Origin of the sequence: Enterococcus sp. DIV0660C, from assembly GCF_017316125.1 — a bacterium.
Classification (GTDB): domain Bacteria; phylum Bacillota; class Bacilli; order Lactobacillales; family Enterococcaceae; genus Enterococcus_B.
In genome coordinates, this window is record NZ_JAFLWA010000012.1 from 62,364 (window position 1) to 83,611 (window position 21,248).

Here is a 21,248-nt window from a genome sequence, read left to right on the forward strand (position 1 = left end):
AATGAAAAAAATAAAAGACAGATTTCCTAACAAGCAAAAAATTCGTTTCTTTTTAACTAACGTTACAGCTTTTGCTAGTATTTTTATTTTATTAGGTTTCATCACGCTTCAGTTACTTAACCAATCTGCCTATAGAGAAACTGATCTAAGTCTAAAACAAATCGATACAACGTCTCGTGCCGTTCAATTAGAAGTTTCTCGTTACGAACAAGGAAATCCCTTTTTGGAAAATTTCCCCGGCGGACAGCCCTTAAACGAACCAGATAACAATCGTTTCAATACCCAAGTGATTCTATGGTCTGCTTCTGGTGAAATTTTGAATAAAGCCGCTATTGGTGGTCGTTTAAATCAAATTCAAGGCTTGAAGTTAGATACAAAAAACCTTGATGTTATTCAAAGTATCGACTTATCTGAATCAGAAAAAGATCATTCTTTGGCATTTCGCTCTATTACACGCAAGGCTGAAGCAAATCAAAACGAAATTGCTTATATTCAAGTATTAGCAAATACCAATCAGATTAAAGATTCTCTAGCTACCTTTCAAACTGTTATGATTATTTGTATGATTGTCTTCTGGCTGATTTCAATTGGCATTAGTTATTATCTCTCTAACTTAAGTATGCGCCCTATTCTAGCTTCGTGGAAACAGCAAAAAGAGTTTGTTGAGAATGCGTCGCATGAGTTTCGCACACCCTTGTCTATTATCCAGAATAGTTTAGAACATTTATTTACAAAACCAAATCACACTGTTATCGAAGAGTCAGAAAGCATTGCTCAAGCTTTGGCAGAAACACGGCGACTTACCGGACTGACAACCGATTTATTAACGATTGCGCGAAATGATTCGAATCAAAGACTTTTATCAAAAACAGCTGTAAATATCCAGCCGTTCATCGCCCAATTAGTCAAGCCATTTCAAGAAATGGCTGAAATGGATGGCAAACATTTCCAGATTGCGAATGAGTCCACAGCTACTGTCATCATGGATGAAAAGAAAATCCATCAAGTACTAGTTATCCTGCTTGATAATGCGTTAAAATATACCAGTTCAGGTGACTCTATTTTGATTGAATCACAAATAACCAGCAAAGAATGGCAAATTGACGTTACGAATACTGGACCAAGTATTTCCTCTGATGAAAAAGCAAGAATCTTTGAACGTTTTTATCGTGAAGATCGTTCTCGCTCAAAAGAAACTGGTGGCTATGGGTTGGGTTTGGCAATCGCCAAACAAATCATTGACCAACATAAAGGAAAGATTTCTGTTAAGGATTATGAACCACAAGGTGTCATTTTTACTGTTGAATTACCTCTAAAATAATCTAAAATAAAAAATCCCGACAGAATCAATCGATTGATTCTATCGGGATTTTTATTTAGGTATTTTTGTCAGAATCACTCTCCCTCCACTAACGCTTTCTTATTTTTGATTTTTGTTTTAGGATAAGAGAAAGAATCAGTTATGATCCTTGATTTATCAGTCTCATTAGTGACACTTGAATCCATGATCATTTTATCTAGAGCTGAAAGGAGTACAATTATGGATAGTAAAACTAGAAAACAGGTACAAGAAAAGTTGAAACAACGATTACAATTATTACCACCTATTTTCGAGCAATTCTTACTTGAAAATCGAGGACATTTGTCTTTAAGTAGTCGTTACGAATATGCAAAAGATTTCCATTTATTTACGGACTTCCTCCAAAAATCTTATCCAGATCAGGAAATGAATGATGAATTTATCTTGCAATTAGAAAAACGAGATTACCTGAACTTTTTAGCTAGTATTTATCGTCATACACGCTCTTTCCAGACGGCAGCTGAGCAGCCTATCGAGCAGACATTCAGGAATAATTATCACGGTGTTTCAAGAAAGCAATACGCACTTAATCATTTTTTGAAGTTTTTATTTCAAAATGGGCAGTTAAAAAAAGAAATTTCATTATTAGGAACCAGTACTCCGGAAACTACTATACCTGCACCACGCTATGTTCCAGCAGAGTTGTTACTTGATTTTGAAACACTATTCATTCCATCTGCAGGATTTGATACAAGTCGAGAAGCTAGCTTTGAGAAGAAAAACCGACCACGCAATCTTGCAATCCTTGCACTATTGCTTTATTGTGGGCTCAAAATCCATGAAATTGTGGAATTGAAGAGAAAAGATCTCCTACTAGAAAAACAGTTGATTCAACTTCATCGAAAAGAAAATCGCTTGAATCAAGTGCCACTTCCTAATGAAGCATTCAGCTTTCTAAAAGCATATCTCACCCTACATGAATTAACTGCGGAAGATTTTGTATTTCAATCGTCACATGACCAACAAATCTCTCCCCGGACGATTCGACAAATTTTAAGTAAAGTAACCGTTTACCAGAATCTTTCACCAGAATTGTGTCGAAAAACTTTTCGTTATTATACTGAACAGTATTTAGATGATCTTGACACAGTAAACTATTTATGTGGCAATCGCTACCTTAATCCACATGACTTTCACGAAGTCTACCAAAATATGTTAGGATTTTCCTATCATCAATTTGACTAATATACGTTTTTAAAATTGTTTTCTGGGAAAGAAAAAAATAGTAAAGCTTTTCTGTCACTTTGATCATCTTTTATAGAAAGAAATATTTTGCGCTCTTTTTCACAAAATAATCTGTTATTTTCAAAACGTTTGTGCTACGATTATAGCGGAATTTGTTCCCCTTTTAACAAAAAAATGATGGAGTGTGACCTATGGAAACAATCGAGTATTCCCCACTTAATTTATTTACTAATTACCAAGAGGCAGCAAAAAAAACACCAGATGTTTCAATCATCATCGATGAACCATTAGCTGCTTTTCCTGAGCTTGGATTTAAAAGCACTTACAAAGAAAGCTATGAAACAATCTTAACGCGCGCCTATCAGTTGGCAGCAATGGGTGTTGGACTAGGCGACAAAATCATGCTGTATAAAAGTTCAGCATTCGACACTTATCTAATGGCAGTTGCTGCTTCTTATCTTGGTGCTGTACCTGTGATGACTTCTTATCATTTGCCGACAGCAACAATGGAAGTGTTTGTGGAACGCCTAGAAGATCCTTTTATCTTGTTTGACGAAGTTACTGCGGAACGCGTAGCGGGAATCTCAAATGGTTCAAAAGAAAAACAATTATCAGTAAAAGAGTTATTGAACCAATCAGCAACACCAGTTTCTCAACAAGAATTACCAAAAGATCAAATTGCCTATATGACACATACTTCTGGAACAACTGGTATTCCAAAATTAATTTGTCATTCAGCAAACTCTATGGGGTGGCGAACAAAATGGCAAAAAATGATTTTTACAAAGATTGCAGCAAAGGAATTAGTGGCTTTTCATATTTCTCCCGTCCACTCTCGCTTCAATATCGGAATTTCTTCCTTAATGGCTATGGGATTCCCAATGATGCCATTGGCTAACGCACAAGGAGAACATGTAGTGAAAATGCTAACTCAAAATCCACCGATTGCACTAGAAACGCATCCAAATAACTTCGTTCAATGGAGTTTCGTTGCAAAAGAAGTACCAGAAGCGTTTGCTGGTATTCGTTACTATCACTCAACTTTCGATGCAATCAATAACCAGACAATGGCAACTTTCCTTGACACCTCAAAGACAAAAGATGCCATCTTTTTACAAGTTTACGGACAAAGTGAATGTGGTCCAATGATTCTCAAAGCACATACTTTGGAATCCTTAAAGACAAATGATGCACGTGATATGGGTGTTGGGCTTGGTGACTTGACCAAAGCTCGAATCACGGATGATCAAGGGAACCTCTTACCTACTGGCACAGATGGCCACATTCAATTCTTATCAAAAGGTCGTGCATTGACTTACTATAAAGAAGATGCACGCTTCCAAGAAAATGTTTATGGCGACTGGTGGGACAGTGGTGATTACGGTGTGATGAATGAAGACGGACATCTTTTCTTGAAAGATCGTCAAGTCGACTTGATTGAAACAATCAATAGTACCTTAGCAATCGAAGATTATTTACTTGATTCGCTTGAGTTCCTAGCTGAAGTCGTAATCGTACGTGACAAAAATGATTCGCCACAACCAATCATTGCTTTAGCCCCTGGAAAAGAAATGGATTGGGACGCTTATTGGACACAAGTTCACGAACTGCCACGTTTGAATACACCGATTATTCGTGCCTTCGAAGACATTCCACGAACTGCAACAATGAAAGTCCAACGCCTTCAAATCGAACAAGAATTAAAAAACCAATAAAATAATTTTAAACAAACAAATACTTTTGATAACGATGCTTTTTCGTTGTCGAAAGTATTTTTATTTCCCTACGTTTTTCAAAATTGGCTGAGTTCCGAATCTGCCAATTGGCTGTTTTCATTTTATTTTACTTTCGCTATACTTGCTTTTATGGAGGAAATAAGATGAAAAGAGTATTAACAATTGGCGGATCTGACCCTTTCGCAGGCGGCGGAATTCAATCCGATTTAAAAACTTTTGAAAATTATCAACTTTTTGGTTTAAGTGCCCTAACCTGTGTAGGTTTTTTGGACGAACAAGGTACATTCCAATTAGAAAATTTATCGCCGAGACTACTAAAACAACAATTAGCTTCATTAACAAAAATGACAACACTTGATGGAATTAAGATTGGCTTACTTCACTCAGAAGAAGCTATCACGATTGTCCATGATTTTTTGATACAAAATTCAGAACTTCCAGTTGTCCTAGATCCTGTCCTTGCGTTTAAAGAAACTAAAACGACTGAAAATAAACGTTATATGGATAAAATGATTGCTGAACTCTTTCCTTTAGCAACTATTGTTACACCTAATTTAAAGGAAGCGGCTTTGTTGGCAAACCAAGATGAGTTACGATCATTGGATGACCTTCGCCGCGCGGCTAAAGTCATCCACGCTCTTGGAGCAAAACAAATCGTGATTAAAGGCGGGCAAGGTATTCAAGGTGACTTTGCGATCGATTTATTTTTTGATGGCGAAAATGAGCAATTATTCACTCGTAAAAAATTAACAAAACCAACTGTTAATGGTGCAGGTTGTACGTTTTCTTCTGCTATTTTAGCAAATTTGTGCCGAGGTGACGCTTTACCTACAGCAATTGCAACTAGTAAAGACTATGTCTATCACTGCATTGCCCATGGCGTTTTAATGAACGATGGTTCCGGTAGTGTTTGGTCCGGAGGAAAACGAGAGGAGGAATAACGATAAATGAACATCAGGCAAATAACAACCTATGCTATGCTGATTGCGCTAACTGTTGTGCTTTCTCTGACGATTCTCATTCCCGTTCCAGCAACGAATGGATTTATTACTCTATGTGAAGTTGGTATTTATACAGCAGCATCGTTATTTGGACCAATTGGTGGCTTAGTTGTTGGTGGTTCCAGCGGATTATTGATCGATTTGATTTCGGGCTACCCACAATGGGCGATCTTTTCCCTGCTCATTCATGGGTTACAAGGATTGATTGTGGGCTTGGTTGGTCGACAAACAACGTTTCGCTGGTTTCTTGGCCTATTCACTGGTAGTATGATCATGATCATTGGTTACTTGCTAGCGGGTTGGTTCTTGTATGGCTGGCCAGCAGGAGTCGCGTCAATTCCAGGAAATATGATCCAGAACTTATTTGGAATTGCACTGACTTACCCATTGGTCTCTGCCTTGAAACGATTTCAATTACGAAAACAACGTTAATCATAGCGAAAGAAGGATAAATGAAAATGGAATTAACAAAAGAAATGTTGGCAAAACAATTAACCGAAATGGTTACTGATATCTTGAATGAAGCAAACCTCAAAGCTGGGGATTTATTTGTATTAGGATGTAGCACTAGCGAAGTTGTTGGTGGGCACATTGGAAAAAACTCTAGTGCTGAAGTTGGTCAATGGATTGTCCAAACACTAAAAGAAATCCTTGATTCTAAAGAAATCTCACTAGCTGTCCAAGGTTGCGAACACTTAAATCGAGCACTAGTCGTGGAACGTAGCGTAGCCGAAAAGAAAGATTTTGAAATTGTGACCGTTGTTCCAGCTTTACACGCTGGTGGTGCTTGCTCCGTTGCTGCCTTCGAGCAATTTACTGATCCAGTTGAAGTCGAACATATTATTGCACAAGCAGGAATCGATATTGGTGATACCTCTATTGGGATGCACGTCAAACATGTTCAAGTTCCTGTCCGCCCTCGTTCGAATACCTTAGGTGGTGCACACGTTACTGCTTTACGTTCTCGTCCTAAATATATTGGTGGTCCACGTGCACAATATAATACAAATGAACGCTAAGTAAAGGAATCTTGTTTATTCCCACTTTTAGTTAAAATGATTTATAATCAAAAAAAGAGGTATGACAAAATATTGTCATACCTCTTTTTTTTGATCATTAGTTGGATTACTAGAGGGAATTTCGTTGATACATTCTAGCTTCATAAGGTCCAAATTCGCCCATAAGATCAAATCGATGTTCATCCATATGTTCATCCAACTGATTGGTTAATATGACTGACCAATCTTCTGTTAATTTTTCAGTTGTTAGATCAAAAACTGCATTTTTCGCTGTCAAGTTTACCATAATTAAAAATTGTTCACTGGCTTCCACACGCTCGTAAATAAATAATTGTTTGTGTTCAGGTAAATACTCTTTGAAACGGCCCGTAACCAATGCAGTATGCTGTTTTCGTAGTTGAATCATTTGTTTATAAAACGATAAGAGTGAATTTGGTTCTTTTGTTTGTGCTTCGACATTGATCACATCTTTATTTGGATTAACAACTAGCCAAGGCTCCTGTGAAGAGAAACCAGCAAATTTTTCATCCGTCCATTGCATTGGTGTCCGACTATTATCTCTTGTTGTGCTACGAATGATTGCCAATGATTCTTCCGACGTGCAACCTTCTTGAAGCAATCGTTGATAAAGTTTTCTTGAATCAAGTGCATCTACTTGTTCAATTGACGCAAAAGCCATATTGGTCATCCCAATTTCTTGTCCTTGATAGATAAAAGGTGTCCCTTGTAAGAAAAAGTACATCATTCCTAGCCCTTTTGCAGACTCCAACCAATAATTCTGGTCATCACCAAAAGCAGAAACGCTTCGAGGTACGTCGTGGTTTTCCATATAGAGTGCATTCCACCCTTTTCCTGCTAAAGAATTCTGCCACTCAGTAAGTGCTTGCTTCAGTTTAACGACATCTAGTACACCTTGTTCTTCGTGGTTCCATAAAGAAATATGATCAAATTCAAAAATCATATCAAAATACCCAGATTTGCCAACCCATTGTGGGCCTTCCGCAGCAGATACGCCACTTGCCTCACCGACAGTCATGATGTCATATTCATCAAAAATCGTTTTTAGTTCAGTCAAATATTCCCCGATTCCTGCTACATTTTGAAAAGGTGAAAATGGATTAGCTGTTGCGGGAATAGCATAGTCTTCTTTTTTGATATGTGAAATAGCATCTAATCGAAAACCATCAATCCCTTTGTCTAACCACCAACGAATCATGGTAAATAGCTCTTCTCTCACTTTTGGATTTTCCCAATTCAAATCAGGTTGTTCCTTGGCAAAAACATGTAAATAAGATTGCTCAGTTTCCTCATCACGTGTCCAAGCAGAACCACCAAAAATAGACTGCCATTCATTCGGCGCTGACTCTGCGGTACTATCTGCCCATAAATAATAATCACGAAAAGGATTGTCTACTGATTTTTTTGATTCAATAAACCATTTATGTTGGTCAGATGTATGGTTGATAACCAAGTCCATAATCACTCGAATGCCCATTTGATGAGCTTCAGCCAATAGCAAATCAAATTCTGCCATTGTTCCAAATTTTGCTAAGATTTCTTGATAATTACTGATGTCGTAGCCATTGTCAACAAATGGAGAAGAGTAAATGGGATTGATCCAAATGAAGCCAATCCCTAACTCTTTTAAATAACTTAATTTTTCACGAATTCCATTAATATCACCAATCCCGTCTTGATTGCTGTCTTTGAAACTCGCGGGATAAATTTGATAGCCCACTTCTTGTTGCCACCACTGTACATTTTTTGTCATGCGGATACCCTCCTTTGCCATTTCATCAATTATAAACGAAATTGCTCCCTATAAGTCTTTGTTACCGTTAACAAAAAAGAATTAAGTACTTTTCCTTCAAAAAAAAAAAAAACGAAGTAACAAACATACGTTCATTACTTCGAGTGTTTTAATGATAATTTATGTTCCTATAGATAACGAGTAATCAATTGGATCATCTGCTTAGGAAATTCCTGGAGATCTGTAATGTCAAGAAAACGACTTTCCCCATAAATTTCTTTGATTTCTTCTTTGTCTTGACCAATCGCTGCAGCAATGAAAATAATTCCTTGTCGATCATATTCTTTGATTACTTCTTGGATATCTTCTTTTGCTTTTTTTCCAGTATAATCTGGAAGTGCTTTTGGTTGCCCATCACTAATATTCAATAACAATTTGGTAGTTGCCGTTTGTTGGTTCAGTTTATCAGCAACTACTCTTAAAACTGCTCCGTCACGGTTGTTTTGGCGTGGTTTCATCGTTACCAATTTGTCATCTAACCATTGAAAACTATCAGTGAATTCTTTATAAGAAAAAATGGATGTTTTTTCACGTGCAGAAACATCTGCTGTATCACCATTGATCATCAGTGGAATATTGACACGTTTAGCAAATTCTGCAATCGCAATTGCGGCCTTTTTTGCTGCTTCTATTCGATCTTCTCGAATCATCGAACCTGACTCATCTAATCGGATAGCAACGGCTAGAGATGGTTGTTCATGGGGTGGATTTTTTTTGTCAAAATTACGCAAATCACCATATGCGATGCGACTAGCGTTAAAGCGTTGCCCTTCGTATTTACCTTTTTGATAACTTGTGCTTTCTTCGTTATCTAAAAGTTCTAATACTTGTCGACTCAACGAATCAACGACTGGAAAGACTTGGGCTCTGATTGCTCGCGCATCATCGCTATTTATTTGGTACTTTGGTCGGTGAACAAGTAGTCCCTCTTTTTCATGCATTGTATCTTTCATGATTTGGCGTGCTTCTTTGTTCAATTCTTTCTTCATTTCCTTGTCATGGGCATCCATGTCAGCAGCAGACATTTCTGCAGACTCATCTTTCACACTTTTTTCTGTCTGATGTTTTCCTTCGACATCACTACTTCGTTCTTCTTCAATGTTAGCTAGATTATCAGATTCATTTGTCTCTTCTGGACTTTCCATATCAGCCATTTCTTCAACTTTTTCCAGTGCAGGTGTTTCTCGTTCTGCCAAAGTCAACTCTTCTGGGGCAAGTGCTTCAATCTGACGCTCTTTTGCTTCTGAACCACTGATTTTTCGCCCACGAACTGTTGGTTCAGCAGTCGTTTCGCCCCACTTTTTTGCTCGAAGCAAATCCCTTAGTTCAATTAATAATCCTGTATCGTCTAAAGCTTGGGATAAAATCGTTAATTCATCAGGATCAGTGGTCAATTTATATAAGACTTTTGGGTAGATTGATTGTAATACATCTTGACCTTGCTTCATCGTATTCACCCAGTAAAAGTACGAACGCATTCCGGCAACACCTTTGATTGCATTTGCTTTCGCTGTTTCATCTAACAATCGAATGATTTCTGCCATTTTAAGTAAAATGGGCGATTCTTGAATGCCTGTCTTCCCAACAGCACGTTCAACCATTACCTCAAGACTAGGGAGATCCATTTTTTCTGCATGTTGCATTCGATCCCGCAAGGATTCATTCAATGGTCGGTTTCCTTGATAATTTCGGTTAGTCGTAATCACAACTATACAGTCTGGATGTCGCCGGACAATACCTGTTGGTAGATTCAGCATTCCGTTTGATTCCAAAGCTGAGTTTAATGCTACTAGGACAGACGCATCCCGGATCACTGTTGGTTCTTGGATTTCAAGTAAGTAACCTTTTTCCATCGCACGAACGATTTCTGAAGGATAATACTTATAATGAATAGGTGTTGTTTCAGCCTTTGCTTCAATTTGTTGCACAAATTCAGCTAGTTTTTCCCGTGCAGAAAGTACATCTAATTGATAATGCGATTGGATTAAACGCAAAACAGCGTCAAAACTTTCAGTTTGAGAAATAGCTTCTAATAGCTCTTGGCTATCTGCATCAACAGATTCCACTACTGGTAATAACGCACCAAAAACATCAGATTTATCCATATCTGCAAAACATGTCACCTTTGTGTAAGGTAATTGCAAATCAGCAGATAACGCTTTGGCTAATTGTGTCTTACCGGAACCGGCATCACCTTCCAATAAAATATTCATGATTTTCATCTCAGGATCAAACCAGTTTTCGTTGATTTCTGTTGCAATTCTGATTTCTTCTGCACTCGTTCGGTGACTTTTTGGTTTTTGCCAAATCATCTGTTTTTCTAGACGTGAAAATACTCGATCTTGTGTAAGCGAGAACTCACTCATTGTTCAACCTCCTTTAACGAGTCGGTGATTTTAATAACCTAAATCATCTAACAAACGTTTTAAGATACGGAAACGTTCGCCAATTAGTTCACCATCTTTTTGTAAAGTATCATAGTAAAGAATAATGTCTTCATCAATCTTAGGATTTTTGGTATCGACTTCGACAGTCATTCGATTTCCTTGCAAGCCAATGATATCGACTACGGGATTTTCAGGATCATAGAATTTTTTATAACGATATGCATCTTGGAAATACAAGCTTCCTTGTGCTGCTAAAATCGCTAAATCTAAAATACGAGTAATTGGTAATTCTTCGGATTGACGTGACCATTTTTCGCCTGTATGACGCCAAACTTTTCCAGAAATATCGACTTTTCCGCGATCATTCCATTGTGCTAAACCAAGAGACAAGCCTTTTGCATCTGTATCTAAGGCATTACGGCCATCAACTTTATCATAATCTTCGACGACAAGAACAGGTTTATGCTTTAAATTTGTTGGGATTTCCATCAAAAACACTCCTTTATTATTAATGTTAGTAATTTACTAAATTACTAACGTAGTAAATTACTAACGGTCAAAGCGATTATAATCCAATAAACAAAAAAATGCCAGCAAACAAATTTGTTTGCTGGCAAAAATGAATAAAATAAGAATTATTGCGCCGAAATTGCAAGTCCTACTGCTTTTTCTCCAAGATGCGTTCCAATTACTGGGCCAAAGTGACCAATCTCAATTTCTGCATCTGGGTATTTCTTTTGTAATTTTTCTTTTTCACTGATTGCAACATCTAAGTTATTTGCATGAATCACGTATAACTTAACTGGTCCTGTAATTTCAGCTTTTCGTTGACCAATGATATCTTCTGCACGGGCAAATGCTTTTTTGCTTGAACGGATTTTTTCAAACAAAACGATTTTTCCATCTGTAAATGTCAAGATCGGTTTTATTTTTAATAGCCCACCAATCAATGCTGCACCATTTGTTAAACGACCTCCGCGCACTAAATTGTTCAAATCATCAACTATCAAATAAGCATAGGTATTATCGCGAATATGATCGATATGTGATAAAATTTCTTCAAGTGACGTTCCCTGATCATTTAAATCTAAGGCAGATTCAACCATGTGTCCCATAGGCATGCTTGTAATTTTCGAATCGTACGGAATCACCGTTAATCCTTTCACATCTTCTTTCATTGCAAACAACGTGTTAACAAAGCCAGAAATACCAGAAGAAAGGTGAATGCTGATTACCGTGTCATACCCTTTCGCCTTTAATTCGTCATATAATGCCAAAACTTCTCCAACGACTGGCTGAGATGTCGTAGGGAAATCCTTACTGTTTTTTAAAAGACCGTAATATTCATCAGCCTCAATATCGATACCTTCATTATAAATCTTCCCATCTAAAATGACTGGGATCGGGATTACATATAAGTCGGGATGGTTCTTGATACGTTCCGGCAAATACGCCGTACTATCAGTAACAACTGCAAGTTTCATTTATCTATTTCCTCGTTTCAAAGAATTTTTCCAGACCCTATAACTATAGCATATTTTTGCTTGTAGATAAATCTAAAATCCAGTTCTATTAAAAAGACTGCCACAAAAAGCGAACTTTTTGTAGCAGCACATAGTTCAAGATAAAACGTAACTCTTCCTTCAGGCGTTACGTCGATGCAACAATGATTGGATACCACTTTTGCCAAACTGAGCTAAGATAAAGGTCAATCCGCCGATTCCTGTAATCAACACACAATAAATCACAGCGTTCGTCTTGCTTTCTAATGAGAGCTGCGTGTGTAATAAAAAGAAAACAGTCACACATACAAGCAACATTAGCGCTGTCGAACGAACCGTTTTAAAGAAGAAGTCTTTGATTTTGTATAACGGCGCAATTTGATATTCATGACACATGTACCAATAACCTCGGATAAATACGTATCCAAATGCCATTCCATTTGACAAACTCATTCCATAACCACCAAATAAAGCTAAGAAAATGACTTGGAAAAAAACTTTTAAAACAATTGCCTGTACTGTTAGCCGAATAGCAAACAAATGGTGATTTAATGATTGCAACATCGTTGATAAAATCGTAAATAATGAAAAGAACAGCGAAGCGAGTAATGCTAATTGGAAATACCCCACGCTTTCAGGATCGTAACCAAAGAAAAGTGTATACAGCGGTCCTGCTAATAAAGACATTCCCGCAAGTGACGGCAGTAAAATCAAAATAGCGATTGAAAAACTGTCTCCAACTGTTTTTTCAATTTGTTTTCGATTTTCTTTTTTCAAAGTGCTTAATAATGGCAAACTACTGATTGCTACAGTTCCCACCATTGAAATCAAAATCAATGTCAACTTGTTTGGATTGACCGACGCACGACTAAATAAAAACTCCAGTTGTTGATCCGCAATATCTGGCCGGAAAAAATGTAACAATGGTTTCATCGTTACTTGATCAATCATCTGTACGATCGTAATAACTGAGCCGACAAAAATAAATGGGAGTGTCTCACGAATAATCGCGACCGACGCACGACGATTATCCTTTTTAAAATAGCGAGTAGATACCAAGAAATCCTTCAACCTAAAGTAATCTTTCTTTCGTCCCACTACATACATATGGAAAATTGCAGCTAGACCGCCGAAAAACGACGCAACAGTGCTGACTAAGACTGCTTCTAAAATCGTTCCATTCGTTAAAACACGCAAATAATACGTCCCAGCCAAAATAACCAAAACTCGAATTGCTTGTTCAATGATCAATGAAGTTCCATATGGACGCAAGTCATTCTTTCCTTGGAAATAGCCACGCATTGCACTTAACACTGGAATAGCAACTAGGGAAGGACATAAACTGCGAATCGCTAAGATTCCATTGTTCACATTGGCGATTGGACTGATTCCTGCCAGCGCTGGTGCAAATAAATACATCAAAACAGCCGAGGCAATCCCAATGACAAACATGATATTAATCGTACTACGAAAAATCACTCGACTTTCTTGCGCATCTCCTTCTTTTGTTGCGATAGCCACTTTTTTGGCGATTGCGTTAGGAAAACCGACTGTTCCCAGCATCAAGAATAATCCATAAGGTAAATAACCAACATTATAGAGGGTCGTTGCTAACATCCCGTCTTGATTATCTCCCATCATCATTAACCAAGGAATTAAGTACACAACACCTAAAACCTTACACAACAAATTGGCAAACGTTAACCAAAATGTGCCCTGCATCAATTTTTTATTCATCAAATCTTCCTCAACTATATATATTAGGATCTAAACATCTTTTACATTATAGCAAAAAAATAAGAACAAGTAATCCTAGCATTGCTTTTTTATCTCGCGTGCCTATTCTTATGCATAGACAAATTTTGAAAATGCCAAATAACTGTCCACTAAATGATTTTCTAGCTAGACTGATCCAACTATTATGCTATACTTTTCTCATAACGGATTTCATTCGTTATTTAGACAAATCAGTTGGCGGAAAACAGACTGTTTGTCTAGTTCAATATTCTTTGGAGACAGCCAGTGGTCGGTTGTCTCTTTTTTTTAACCTTTTATCTTTCAAATCGAATCTATCAAAGCCAACTCTCTTTCATTCGATTACTGAATTAAATGGTATCATTCATTCCGCAACTATCAAGTATGTTAAAGGAACTTTAACACTTTCTCTGCCTGTCACAATCCCAGATGAGAACCGTTAGTCAATATAAATTTATTCAACGCTTTTTGCATCACACATTCGATTGGTTTATTTCACAAAAAAGTGTCTGAAACATCAATCAAAAAGATGATGTTCCAGACACTTTTTAAACTACATGGTGTTTCCAAAAGCAATTCTCTTAGAAATAAGCCAAGTCATTCCAAAAATAGTTGAAGCGATTTTCGAATGATTCTTCTTAATTCTCAGAGCTGATTGCTTTTATCTCAACCACTTTTTAAGAAAGTTATTTTTATTCTAAGATAAGTCTTCACCATTTGTTTCAATTACTTTTTGATACCAATAGAATGATTTTTTGCGACTGCGGTCTAACGTACCATTTCCTTCATCATCACGATCAACATAAATAAAACCGTAACGTTTACTCATCTCACCTGTTCCTGCACTAATCAAGTCAATACAGCCCCAAGGTGTATAACCAATCAAATCTACCCCATCGTCAATCGCTTTATCCATTTCATCGATATGTTGTTTGAAATAGTCAATGCGATAGTCATCATTGATTACACCATCCTCTTCTACTTGGTCAAATGCACCCAAGCCATTTTCTACAACCATAAGTGGAACTTCGTAACGAGAATAGATTTGATTCAAAGTGAATCGCAAGCCAACGGGATCAACTTGCCATCCCCAATCGCTCGCTTCCAAATATTCATTTGCGACACCACCAAACAAGTTTCCACCCGTAGTATCTTCACGGTCCTCAAGATTAGCAGCAATACAAGTACTCATGTAATAACTAAATGTATAGTAATCAACAGTCCCTTCTTTTAACAATGCTTGCTCTTCTTCAGTTATCTCTAATTGGATATTATTTTTTTCAAAATAGCGTTTCATATAATAAGGATACGCGCCTTTAACTTGGACATCACCACAGAAATAATTCAAACGATCATTCAACTGTTGCGTTCTTAGTACATCTTCTGGGCGGCATGTCTTAGGATACATTGTAATATACGCCAACATACACCCAATTCTAAACTCTGGATTGATTTTATGTCCGGCAATCACTGCTCTAGCAGATGCTAGAAAAACGTTGTGTAGTGCTTGATATTGTTCTGTTTCTGTATACTCACGGTTAAACAAGCCATTGATTTGCTTACCATGTTCTAATGTCCCAAAATTAATTTCATTGAATGTCAGCCAATACTTCACTTTGTCTTGGTAGCGTTCAAATAAAGTCATTGCGTAGCGTTCATAAAATGCAATTGTTCGTTTATCTAAAAAACCATCATAGCGTTTGCCTAATTGGAACGGTAATTCAAAATGAGAAATCGTCACTAAAGGTTCGATCCCATACTTGTGTAATTCATCAAATAAATCATCGTAAAATTGTAATCCTTCTTCATTTGGCGTTTCTTCATCACCATTTGGAAAAATTCGTGACCAAGCAATCGACAAACGATACACTTTAAAACCCATTTCTGCAAACAAGGCAATATCTTCTTGATAGCGATGATAGTGATCAATACCTGTATGACTTGGATAATAATACTTTTCCTCGTCAATGACTAAGTCGAATGTTCGACGTGTCCCTGCTGTTCGACTACCTGCTCGATTATGATCACTGATTGAATCTTCTTTACCAGCAACATTCCAAGCACCTTCACATTGATTGGCAGCTGTCGCGCCACCCCATAAAAAATTTTTTGGAAAACTCATCGATTTTTCTCCCTCATTTTTGGTTTAATTAGCAAGAATAGCGGTAGAAACCAATGTTCCTTGCTGTACTTCATTTTCATCCGTCATGATAATATCCGCATAATCAGGAGTATTCGTTACAATTATTGGAACTTGTGTACTATAGCCTTCCTCTTCAATCGCCTGAATATCGAAACGAACTAGCTTATCTCCTTTTTTAACCGTGTCACCTTGTTTCACAAATACTTCAAAATGTTTTCCTTCTAATTGGATCGTATCGATACCAATATGAATCAGTAATTCCATGCCATCTTCAGAAATAATTCCAATTGCATGTTTTGTTGGGAACAAAGTCATAATCGTTCCGTCAAAAGGTGCGACAACTTCACCAACAGTCGGCTCAATCACTACACCTTTTCCCATAATTCCTTCTGAAAAAGCAGCATCCTTTGCTTGGCTCAACGGTAAAATATTTCCTGTGATTGGTGAAAAGATTTCTTGTTTTGCTACTTTTTTCTTTTGTACTGCAAATGAACCTTTTGCTTCTTCTTTACTCATCGCAATTGTTGGCTCATCATCTTTAAAGCCAATCGCCCAAGCTAAACCAAAGCCAGCAACTAATGCCACTGCATCTAAAATCATGCTATAAATCGCAAATTTAATATCGCCATCAGGAGAAATAGCACCCGTGTAACGGAAAATTCCTAATCCACCCATTTGATATGCTTGTAGCCCTAAAGCCATAGCCGTCCCACCTGTAAATGCACCAACGACACAAGATGCCCAGAATGGTTTCTTTTTAGGTAAAGTAATCCCATAGATTGCTGGCTCTGTTACATCAAAAATCCCCGAAATGAATGCAGGAACAGATAATTCTTTCAATTTGGCATTTTTTGTTTTTAACAAAACAGCTAAAACTGCTCCAGTTTGAGCAAAGGAAACACTACCACTTGGTGTCAATAAAGCTGTTGGTTGTCCTTGAGACAAAGCAATGATTGCAAATGGAATTAGCGCCCAATGAAGCCCAAACATGACCAGAATTTGCCAAGTAAAACCTAAAATCGCACCAAAGATAATCGGGTTAAAGGTTTGAATTGCAAGTAACCCATTTCCTAATGCTTCTGAAGCTGTGTTCATGATTGGACCAATCACAATAAACATTAAGGGAACGGTAATCAACGCAGTGAAAAACGGTACTAGAAATAGCTTAACAACATCAGGGATGATTTTTCGTAATTGTTTTTCAAGAAATGCGGCAAATGCCGTTGATGCAATGATTGGCATCACACTTGAACCATAACCAGCCGCTGGAAGTGAAAATGGGATACCAAAGAAATTCAAACCACCACTTTCAGCAAATTGACTGGTCAATGAACCATCAATAAATCCGGTGTATACCATACTTGCTGCAATCATCATTCCTAAAAACGGTGATCCACCAAAACGCTTCATTGCCGTGAAACCAATAAAAATCGGTAAAAGTAAAAATAATCCATCTCCCATGGCATTGACTACAGCATAAGTCGGTGTTGCTGCAAACTCTGCACCTAGAGCAAATGACAAGATTGCGGCAACCCCTTTTAACATACCGGCTGCAGATAATGGTGCTAGAATCGGTTGGAAAATACTTGAAATAATATCTACAAATTGATCGAATAAATTCCCTTTTGGCCCTGAATCTGTTTTCTCCTCTAATAATCCTAAAACCGCATCCACATCTTTGCGTACATCAGGAACATGATTGCCAATCACCACTTGGTATTGACCACCTGATTGCATAACCGTTACGACGCCATCCATTTTTTTCAACACATCTGTATTTGCTTTACCTTCATCTTTTAACTTAAATCGTAAACGCGTAATACAGTTCGTTAATGAATTAACGTTTTCTTTTCCACCAACTTCTTTGACAATATCTTGTGCTAGTTGCTCATATTTTCCCATGATTTTTTCCTCCAAATTTAAATATATTTTTTAATCCAGAGGTCTCGCCAACTAAATGTAACGATCCAATTCTTTTTGCTGTAAGCCAAATTTACTCCTTTCATTTTATTTTAAGAGAAACTCTCTTACTTCGTTTTTTCGATGATTCTTGCAATATGAATAGTGATATACACTTGTTCATCTTTAGAGACTTGATATTTCCAACGCGTTGCCAACAATTCAACTACCTTTTTAGTTGCTTCAAAAGCCTCACGATACTTTTGGCTGACGAGCATAAATAGTTCATTTTCGACTCGTTCTTCGGTTGCTTCCCTTCCTCTTGCATTCAACACTCTCTCCGCAAAAAATCGTAGATGGGTAATGAAACGCTGAAAGTAAATATCGTTTTCCGTAAAGTTGATCTTCAATGTATATTTGATAACCGTTAGAATTTCTTCAATCATTTGTGTAAGGCTGACGGCTGACTCATTCGTGATGTCCAACTCAGCATTTACGATATGTAACGTTAAAAAACCAGACTCGTCATCGGATAGCTCGATACCCATTTTTTCATTGATGAATTGGATACCTCTTCGTGCAATAGCTAATTCCTCTGGGAAAAAGTGTTTGATATCCCATAGTAGAAAATTCTTCATTTGAATCCCTTTGCCTTCACGCTGGATCGCCGTGTATAAATGATCCGCAAAAGAAATAAAGCTTGTTTCATTAAATTCTTTGTTCAGCTTTTTCTTTGCGTAGTTCAAGATATCAAAAGCAATTATGATCACCTCTTCAGGAATTTCTGAAAGCATTTGTTCCACTCGTAACGACTCACTTTGATTCTTTATTTCAAATACTTTTTCAATACTCCCTGGATCAACCTTAAAACCAGGCTTTTTTTGAAATCCTAAACCATTGCCCATCAAAACGATTTCTTGTCCTTCATCGTTTAAAGCAACTACGACGTTGTTATTCAAAATCCGCAGAATTTTCAATTGACTCCCCCATCTCTTTCAGCCTCACCAATGCATAAAAAAAGACCCAAACGACACCACAAATAAATGTCGTTTAGGTTTAGCTTAACTGAATAATAACTATCCTAAAATAAAATTACCATTTTTAGTAAGCGCTGTCAATCCGATTTTCACAATTTTTTTACACTTCCGTACGAAAAAACTGACACACTATTTCTTCTGCTACCATTGATAAACCAGAGAGATATTTTTTCATTTTGACAACAAAAAAAGGGCTTGGACGCATTGATGTCCCACCCTTAACTTCGTTGTTTAAATCATTGATAATAAAAAAACGGCTGCTAAACCAGTTACTACAGATAACGCCATAGATCGCGTTTTATACGCTACACCTGCTACTAAGATCATAGCTAAGATCTTGATATTCCAAGCAAAATCTAAATGCTCATGTGTGATAAAAACATCTTTAAATGCCAACGCAGAGAACAACGCTACTGGAACGTACTTCATCCAATCACTAAACCAGGCAGGAACCTTTCTTTGTGTAAAGTAAAGCATCGGTACCACTCTGGGAATGTAAGCTGCTAGAAATAAACAAGCAACTAATAAAATCAAATAACCTTTACTCATGGTTTTGCGCCTCCTGATCTGGGAAGTTAAACAACGGCTCGTTTACTTGTTCCGCACGATGTCGTAATTTTTTCTCTTTTTCTTTTTGGAAAGCTTTTTCCAAAAGTAATCCAGCGAAAGAAGCAATCACAGTTGCTACGATCAAGCCAAATGTATTTTGGAATAAAATCATAAAAGCAACCCCTAAGACACCGGAAAAAATACCAGTCAAAATCAATAAACCATTCTTCATTTGCATGATAAACATAAAAATAAACATCGCAGTTAACGCGAAATGAACTAAGTCAGCATCTACTCGAATCACTGAACCAAAAACATTTCCGATCACATTACTTCCTGCCCAAGCGGCCATAGAAAACCAATTGACATACATGGCTTTTTGCTTGTTCCAAGTTGGATCTGTTGAATATTTCAAGTAATTAACTGCATAGTTTTCATCATTTAGTGATTGAGAAAAGACAGCTAAAAATGGACGGCTTTCTTTCTTCATAAACACCGAAAGACTTGAGCCTAACAATGTATAACGTAATTCTAAGAAAAATACCATCAAGATGGTTGTTGCAAATGATGCGTGTGTTGCTAACATTGAGGCAACTAAGAATTGCGCACCGCCGGAAAAAACCAAAATTGATAATAAACCGGTCAATAATGGATCAAATCCAACCTTCTGTAACAGAACACCACAGGCTAACCCAACCGGGATATAGCTAAAACAAAGCGGCATCACTGCATGAAAAGACTGAAGCCATGGCGCAGTTTTCTTTCTACTCATTAAAATGTCTCCTTTGATTACAACAAATAAACAGCGGACTCATTGTAACATAATTTCAATAAATTGTAGCCGTTTTATCTAAAAACAATATTAAATTTTTCTCATTTCAGCTTCAATTTATCTTTTTTCTTCATCCAAGCTTATTCACGGTGGTAATTAGGATCATACTTATCAGTTTCAATATAAATATAAATCTTCTTGTCAGGTAAACTTTTTCGGATCATTCGTTCAATATCGTTGACAATTGCATAAGCAAACTCTTCCTTGATGTCCAAAATGTCCACTTTCGCCGCAACCAAAATTTCAGTTGGTCCCATGTGAATTGTTTTAATATCAATTAACCGTTCTATTTCTGGCCGATCAAATGCTTTTTTGATTAACACTAAATCATGCGCAGTCACACTTTCACCAATAATCAGACTATAAAATTCCTTCGCAAGGAAAATAGCGGCACCCATCAATAGGAAACCAATTAACAGACCACTGATTGCGTCAAAAGCAGCAATGCCAGTCACCATAGTTAAAATTGTTCCCGCCATAGCTAACACCAAACCAATTACTGCGCAAAAATCCTCTGTGAAAATAATCAAAATTTCGCTATGACGACTTTCACGTAAAAAGGCTAATAGTGATAGATTTTCTGTATTCAATTCTTTGATTTCTTTAAATGCAATCCGTAAAGAACTTCCTTCGATAATAATTCCGAATAACAAGATAACTAAAATAATCATCGGGTTTTCCACTTCGTGTGCAGGATGCAATAGTTTTTCAAAAGCTTCCATGACACCTAGTGCGCCCCCACCAAAAAAGAGCATCATTGCAACAATTGTACTGAAAAAATATTTTGCTCGACCTTCTCCAAACTGATGAAGGTCACTTTGACCAGCTGCAGCACGTTTATTACCAAATAATAGTAGTATTTGGTTACTACAATCAACGATACTATGGATACTTTCATTCAACATTGCAGCACTTCCACTAATCGCATAACCAATAAATTTACTGATCGCAACTAAAATATTGGCACCCAATGCTGCTAAGACAGAAAACATGCCACTTTTTTTTAAATTTTCCACCTATGTTCCTCTTTTCT

18 protein-coding genes are annotated in these 21,248 nt (G+C 37.1%); 7 read left to right on the forward strand and 11 right to left on the reverse strand.

The window, feature by feature from the left end; translation table 11 throughout:
- Nucleotide 1 precedes the first annotated feature (1 nt).
- The 6 genes from DOK81_RS03180 to DOK81_RS03205 all read left to right on the forward strand — a co-directional run bounded on the left by DOK81_RS03180 (nucleotide 2) and on the right by DOK81_RS03205 (nucleotide 6,301).
- Entirely contained in the window at nucleotides 2-1,321 is a 1,320-nt protein-coding gene (locus tag DOK81_RS03180) for a HAMP domain-containing sensor histidine kinase (protein ID WP_206907957.1), read from the forward strand.
- Nucleotides 1,322-1,540: 219 nt separating this feature from the next.
- Nucleotides 1,541-2,545: a tyrosine-type recombinase/integrase gene (locus DOK81_RS03185; RefSeq protein ID WP_206907959.1), complete on the forward strand. Its 1,005-nt coding sequence runs from the start codon at nucleotides 1,541-1,543 to the stop codon at nucleotides 2,543-2,545.
- Between the two features lie 191 nt (nucleotides 2,546-2,736).
- Complete coding sequence (locus DOK81_RS03190) at nucleotides 2,737-4,260, forward strand: AMP-binding protein (protein ID WP_206907961.1); 1,524 nt, start codon at nucleotides 2,737-2,739, stop codon at nucleotides 4,258-4,260.
- Between the two features lie 164 nt (nucleotides 4,261-4,424).
- Nucleotides 4,425-5,222 carry a bifunctional hydroxymethylpyrimidine kinase/phosphomethylpyrimidine kinase gene (locus DOK81_RS03195; protein ID WP_206907962.1) on the forward strand — a complete coding sequence of 266 codons (798 nt, stop codon included), beginning with the start codon at nucleotides 4,425-4,427 and terminating at the stop codon, nucleotides 5,220-5,222.
- A 6-nt stretch (nucleotides 5,223-5,228) separates the two neighbouring features.
- Nucleotides 5,229-5,714, forward strand: a complete 486-nt coding sequence (locus DOK81_RS03200; protein WP_206907964.1) for an ECF transporter S component — start codon at nucleotides 5,229-5,231, stop codon at nucleotides 5,712-5,714.
- Between the two features lie 26 nt (nucleotides 5,715-5,740).
- A complete protein-coding gene (locus tag DOK81_RS03205) occupies nucleotides 5,741-6,301 on the forward strand; it encodes a TIGR01440 family protein (RefSeq protein WP_206907967.1) in 561 nt (186 codons plus the stop codon).
- Between the two features lie 109 nt (nucleotides 6,302-6,410).
- Here DOK81_RS03205 and DOK81_RS03210 read toward each other — a convergent pair whose 3' ends face one another.
- From DOK81_RS03210 to DOK81_RS03230, 5 genes are all read right to left on the reverse strand, one after another.
- A complete protein-coding gene (locus DOK81_RS03210) occupies nucleotides 6,411-8,072 on the reverse strand; it encodes an alpha-glucosidase (RefSeq protein ID WP_206907968.1) in 1,662 nt (553 codons plus the stop codon).
- Nucleotides 8,073-8,239: 167 nt separating this feature from the next.
- Entirely contained in the window at nucleotides 8,240-10,477 is a 2,238-nt protein-coding gene (locus tag DOK81_RS03215) for an AAA family ATPase (RefSeq protein ID WP_206907970.1), read from the reverse strand.
- A 30-nt stretch (nucleotides 10,478-10,507) separates the two neighbouring features.
- A complete protein-coding gene (locus tag DOK81_RS03220; protein ID WP_206897996.1) occupies nucleotides 10,508-10,987 on the reverse strand; it encodes a DUF6530 family protein in 480 nt (159 codons plus the stop codon).
- A gap of 146 nt (nucleotides 10,988-11,133) precedes the next feature.
- Nucleotides 11,134-11,982 (reverse strand): DegV family protein, encoded by an 849-nt coding sequence (locus tag DOK81_RS03225; protein WP_206907971.1) that lies wholly within the window; start codon nucleotides 11,980-11,982, stop codon nucleotides 11,134-11,136.
- A 159-nt stretch (nucleotides 11,983-12,141) separates the two neighbouring features.
- A complete protein-coding gene (locus tag DOK81_RS03230) occupies nucleotides 12,142-13,737 on the reverse strand; it encodes a polysaccharide biosynthesis protein (protein ID WP_206907972.1) in 1,596 nt (531 codons plus the stop codon).
- A gap of 110 nt (nucleotides 13,738-13,847) precedes the next feature.
- Between DOK81_RS03230 and DOK81_RS03235 the strand changes: the two genes are divergently transcribed.
- A complete protein-coding gene (locus tag DOK81_RS03235) occupies nucleotides 13,848-14,198 on the forward strand; it encodes a hypothetical protein (RefSeq protein ID WP_206907974.1) in 351 nt (116 codons plus the stop codon).
- A 254-nt stretch (nucleotides 14,199-14,452) separates the two neighbouring features.
- Here DOK81_RS03235 and DOK81_RS03240 read toward each other — a convergent pair whose 3' ends face one another.
- The 6 genes from DOK81_RS03240 to DOK81_RS03265 all read right to left on the reverse strand — a co-directional run bounded on the left by DOK81_RS03240 (nucleotide 14,453) and on the right by DOK81_RS03265 (nucleotide 21,231).
- Nucleotides 14,453-15,877: a glycoside hydrolase family 1 protein gene (locus DOK81_RS03240; RefSeq protein ID WP_206907976.1), complete on the reverse strand. Its 1,425-nt coding sequence runs from the start codon at nucleotides 15,875-15,877 to the stop codon at nucleotides 14,453-14,455.
- A 24-nt stretch (nucleotides 15,878-15,901) separates the two neighbouring features.
- Complete coding sequence (locus DOK81_RS03245; RefSeq protein WP_206907978.1) at nucleotides 15,902-17,800, reverse strand: beta-glucoside-specific PTS transporter subunit IIABC; 1,899 nt, start codon at nucleotides 17,798-17,800, stop codon at nucleotides 15,902-15,904.
- Between the two features lie 125 nt (nucleotides 17,801-17,925).
- Entirely contained in the window at nucleotides 17,926-18,774 is an 849-nt protein-coding gene (locus DOK81_RS03250; protein ID WP_206907987.1) for a PRD domain-containing protein, read from the reverse strand.
- A 291-nt stretch (nucleotides 18,775-19,065) separates the two neighbouring features.
- Nucleotides 19,066-19,383, reverse strand: coding sequence for an AzlD domain-containing protein (locus tag DOK81_RS03255; RefSeq protein ID WP_206898002.1), 318 nt, complete (start codon nucleotides 19,381-19,383; stop codon nucleotides 19,066-19,068).
- On the reverse strand, nucleotides 19,376-20,155 hold the full coding sequence (locus DOK81_RS03260) for an AzlC family ABC transporter permease (protein WP_206907989.1): 780 nt from the start codon (nucleotides 20,153-20,155) through the stop codon (nucleotides 19,376-19,378). Before DOK81_RS03260 ends, DOK81_RS03255 begins: the two co-directional genes overlap by 8 nt.
- A 140-nt stretch (nucleotides 20,156-20,295) precedes the next feature.
- Entirely contained in the window at nucleotides 20,296-21,231 is a 936-nt protein-coding gene (locus DOK81_RS03265; protein ID WP_206907991.1) for a cation diffusion facilitator family transporter, read from the reverse strand.
- Between the last annotated feature and the right edge of the window lie 17 nt (nucleotides 21,232-21,248).

What these genes read in the sequence shown, in the direction of transcription:
- DOK81_RS03180 (WP_206907957.1), top strand. Translation starts at nt 2, where the DNA reads ATGAAAAAAATAAAAGACAGATTTCCTAACAAGCAAAAAATTCGTTTC.
- DOK81_RS03185 (WP_206907959.1), top strand. Translation starts at nt 1,541, where the DNA reads ATGGATAGTAAAACTAGAAAACAGGTACAAGAAAAGTTGAAACAACGA.
- DOK81_RS03190 (WP_206907961.1), top strand. Translation starts at nt 2,737, where the DNA reads ATGGAAACAATCGAGTATTCCCCACTTAATTTATTTACTAATTACCAA.
- DOK81_RS03195 (WP_206907962.1), top strand. Translation starts at nt 4,425, where the DNA reads ATGAAAAGAGTATTAACAATTGGCGGATCTGACCCTTTCGCAGGCGGC.
- DOK81_RS03200 (WP_206907964.1), top strand. Translation starts at nt 5,229, where the DNA reads ATGAACATCAGGCAAATAACAACCTATGCTATGCTGATTGCGCTAACT.
- DOK81_RS03205 (WP_206907967.1), top strand. Translation starts at nt 5,741, where the DNA reads ATGGAATTAACAAAAGAAATGTTGGCAAAACAATTAACCGAAATGGTT.
- DOK81_RS03210 (WP_206907968.1), bottom strand. Translation starts at nt 8,072, where the DNA reads ATGACAAAAAATGTACAGTGGTGGCAACAAGAAGTGGGCTATCAAATT.
- DOK81_RS03215 (WP_206907970.1), bottom strand. Translation starts at nt 10,477, where the DNA reads ATGAGTGAGTTCTCGCTTACACAAGATCGAGTATTTTCACGTCTAGAA.
- DOK81_RS03220 (WP_206897996.1), bottom strand. Translation starts at nt 10,987, where the DNA reads ATGGAAATCCCAACAAATTTAAAGCATAAACCTGTTCTTGTCGTCGAA.
- DOK81_RS03225 (WP_206907971.1), bottom strand. Translation starts at nt 11,982, where the DNA reads ATGAAACTTGCAGTTGTTACTGATAGTACGGCGTATTTGCCGGAACGT.
- DOK81_RS03230 (WP_206907972.1), bottom strand. Translation starts at nt 13,737, where the DNA reads ATGAATAAAAAATTGATGCAGGGCACATTTTGGTTAACGTTTGCCAAT.
- DOK81_RS03235 (WP_206907974.1), top strand. Translation starts at nt 13,848, where the DNA reads ATGCATAGACAAATTTTGAAAATGCCAAATAACTGTCCACTAAATGAT.
- DOK81_RS03240 (WP_206907976.1), bottom strand. Translation starts at nt 15,877, where the DNA reads ATGAGTTTTCCAAAAAATTTTTTATGGGGTGGCGCGACAGCTGCCAAT.
- DOK81_RS03245 (WP_206907978.1), bottom strand. Translation starts at nt 17,800, where the DNA reads ATGGGAAAATATGAGCAACTAGCACAAGATATTGTCAAAGAAGTTGGT.
- DOK81_RS03255 (WP_206898002.1), bottom strand. Translation starts at nt 19,383, where the DNA reads ATGAGTAAAGGTTATTTGATTTTATTAGTTGCTTGTTTATTTCTAGCA.
- DOK81_RS03260 (WP_206907989.1), bottom strand. Translation starts at nt 20,155, where the DNA reads ATGAGTAGAAAGAAAACTGCGCCATGGCTTCAGTCTTTTCATGCAGTG.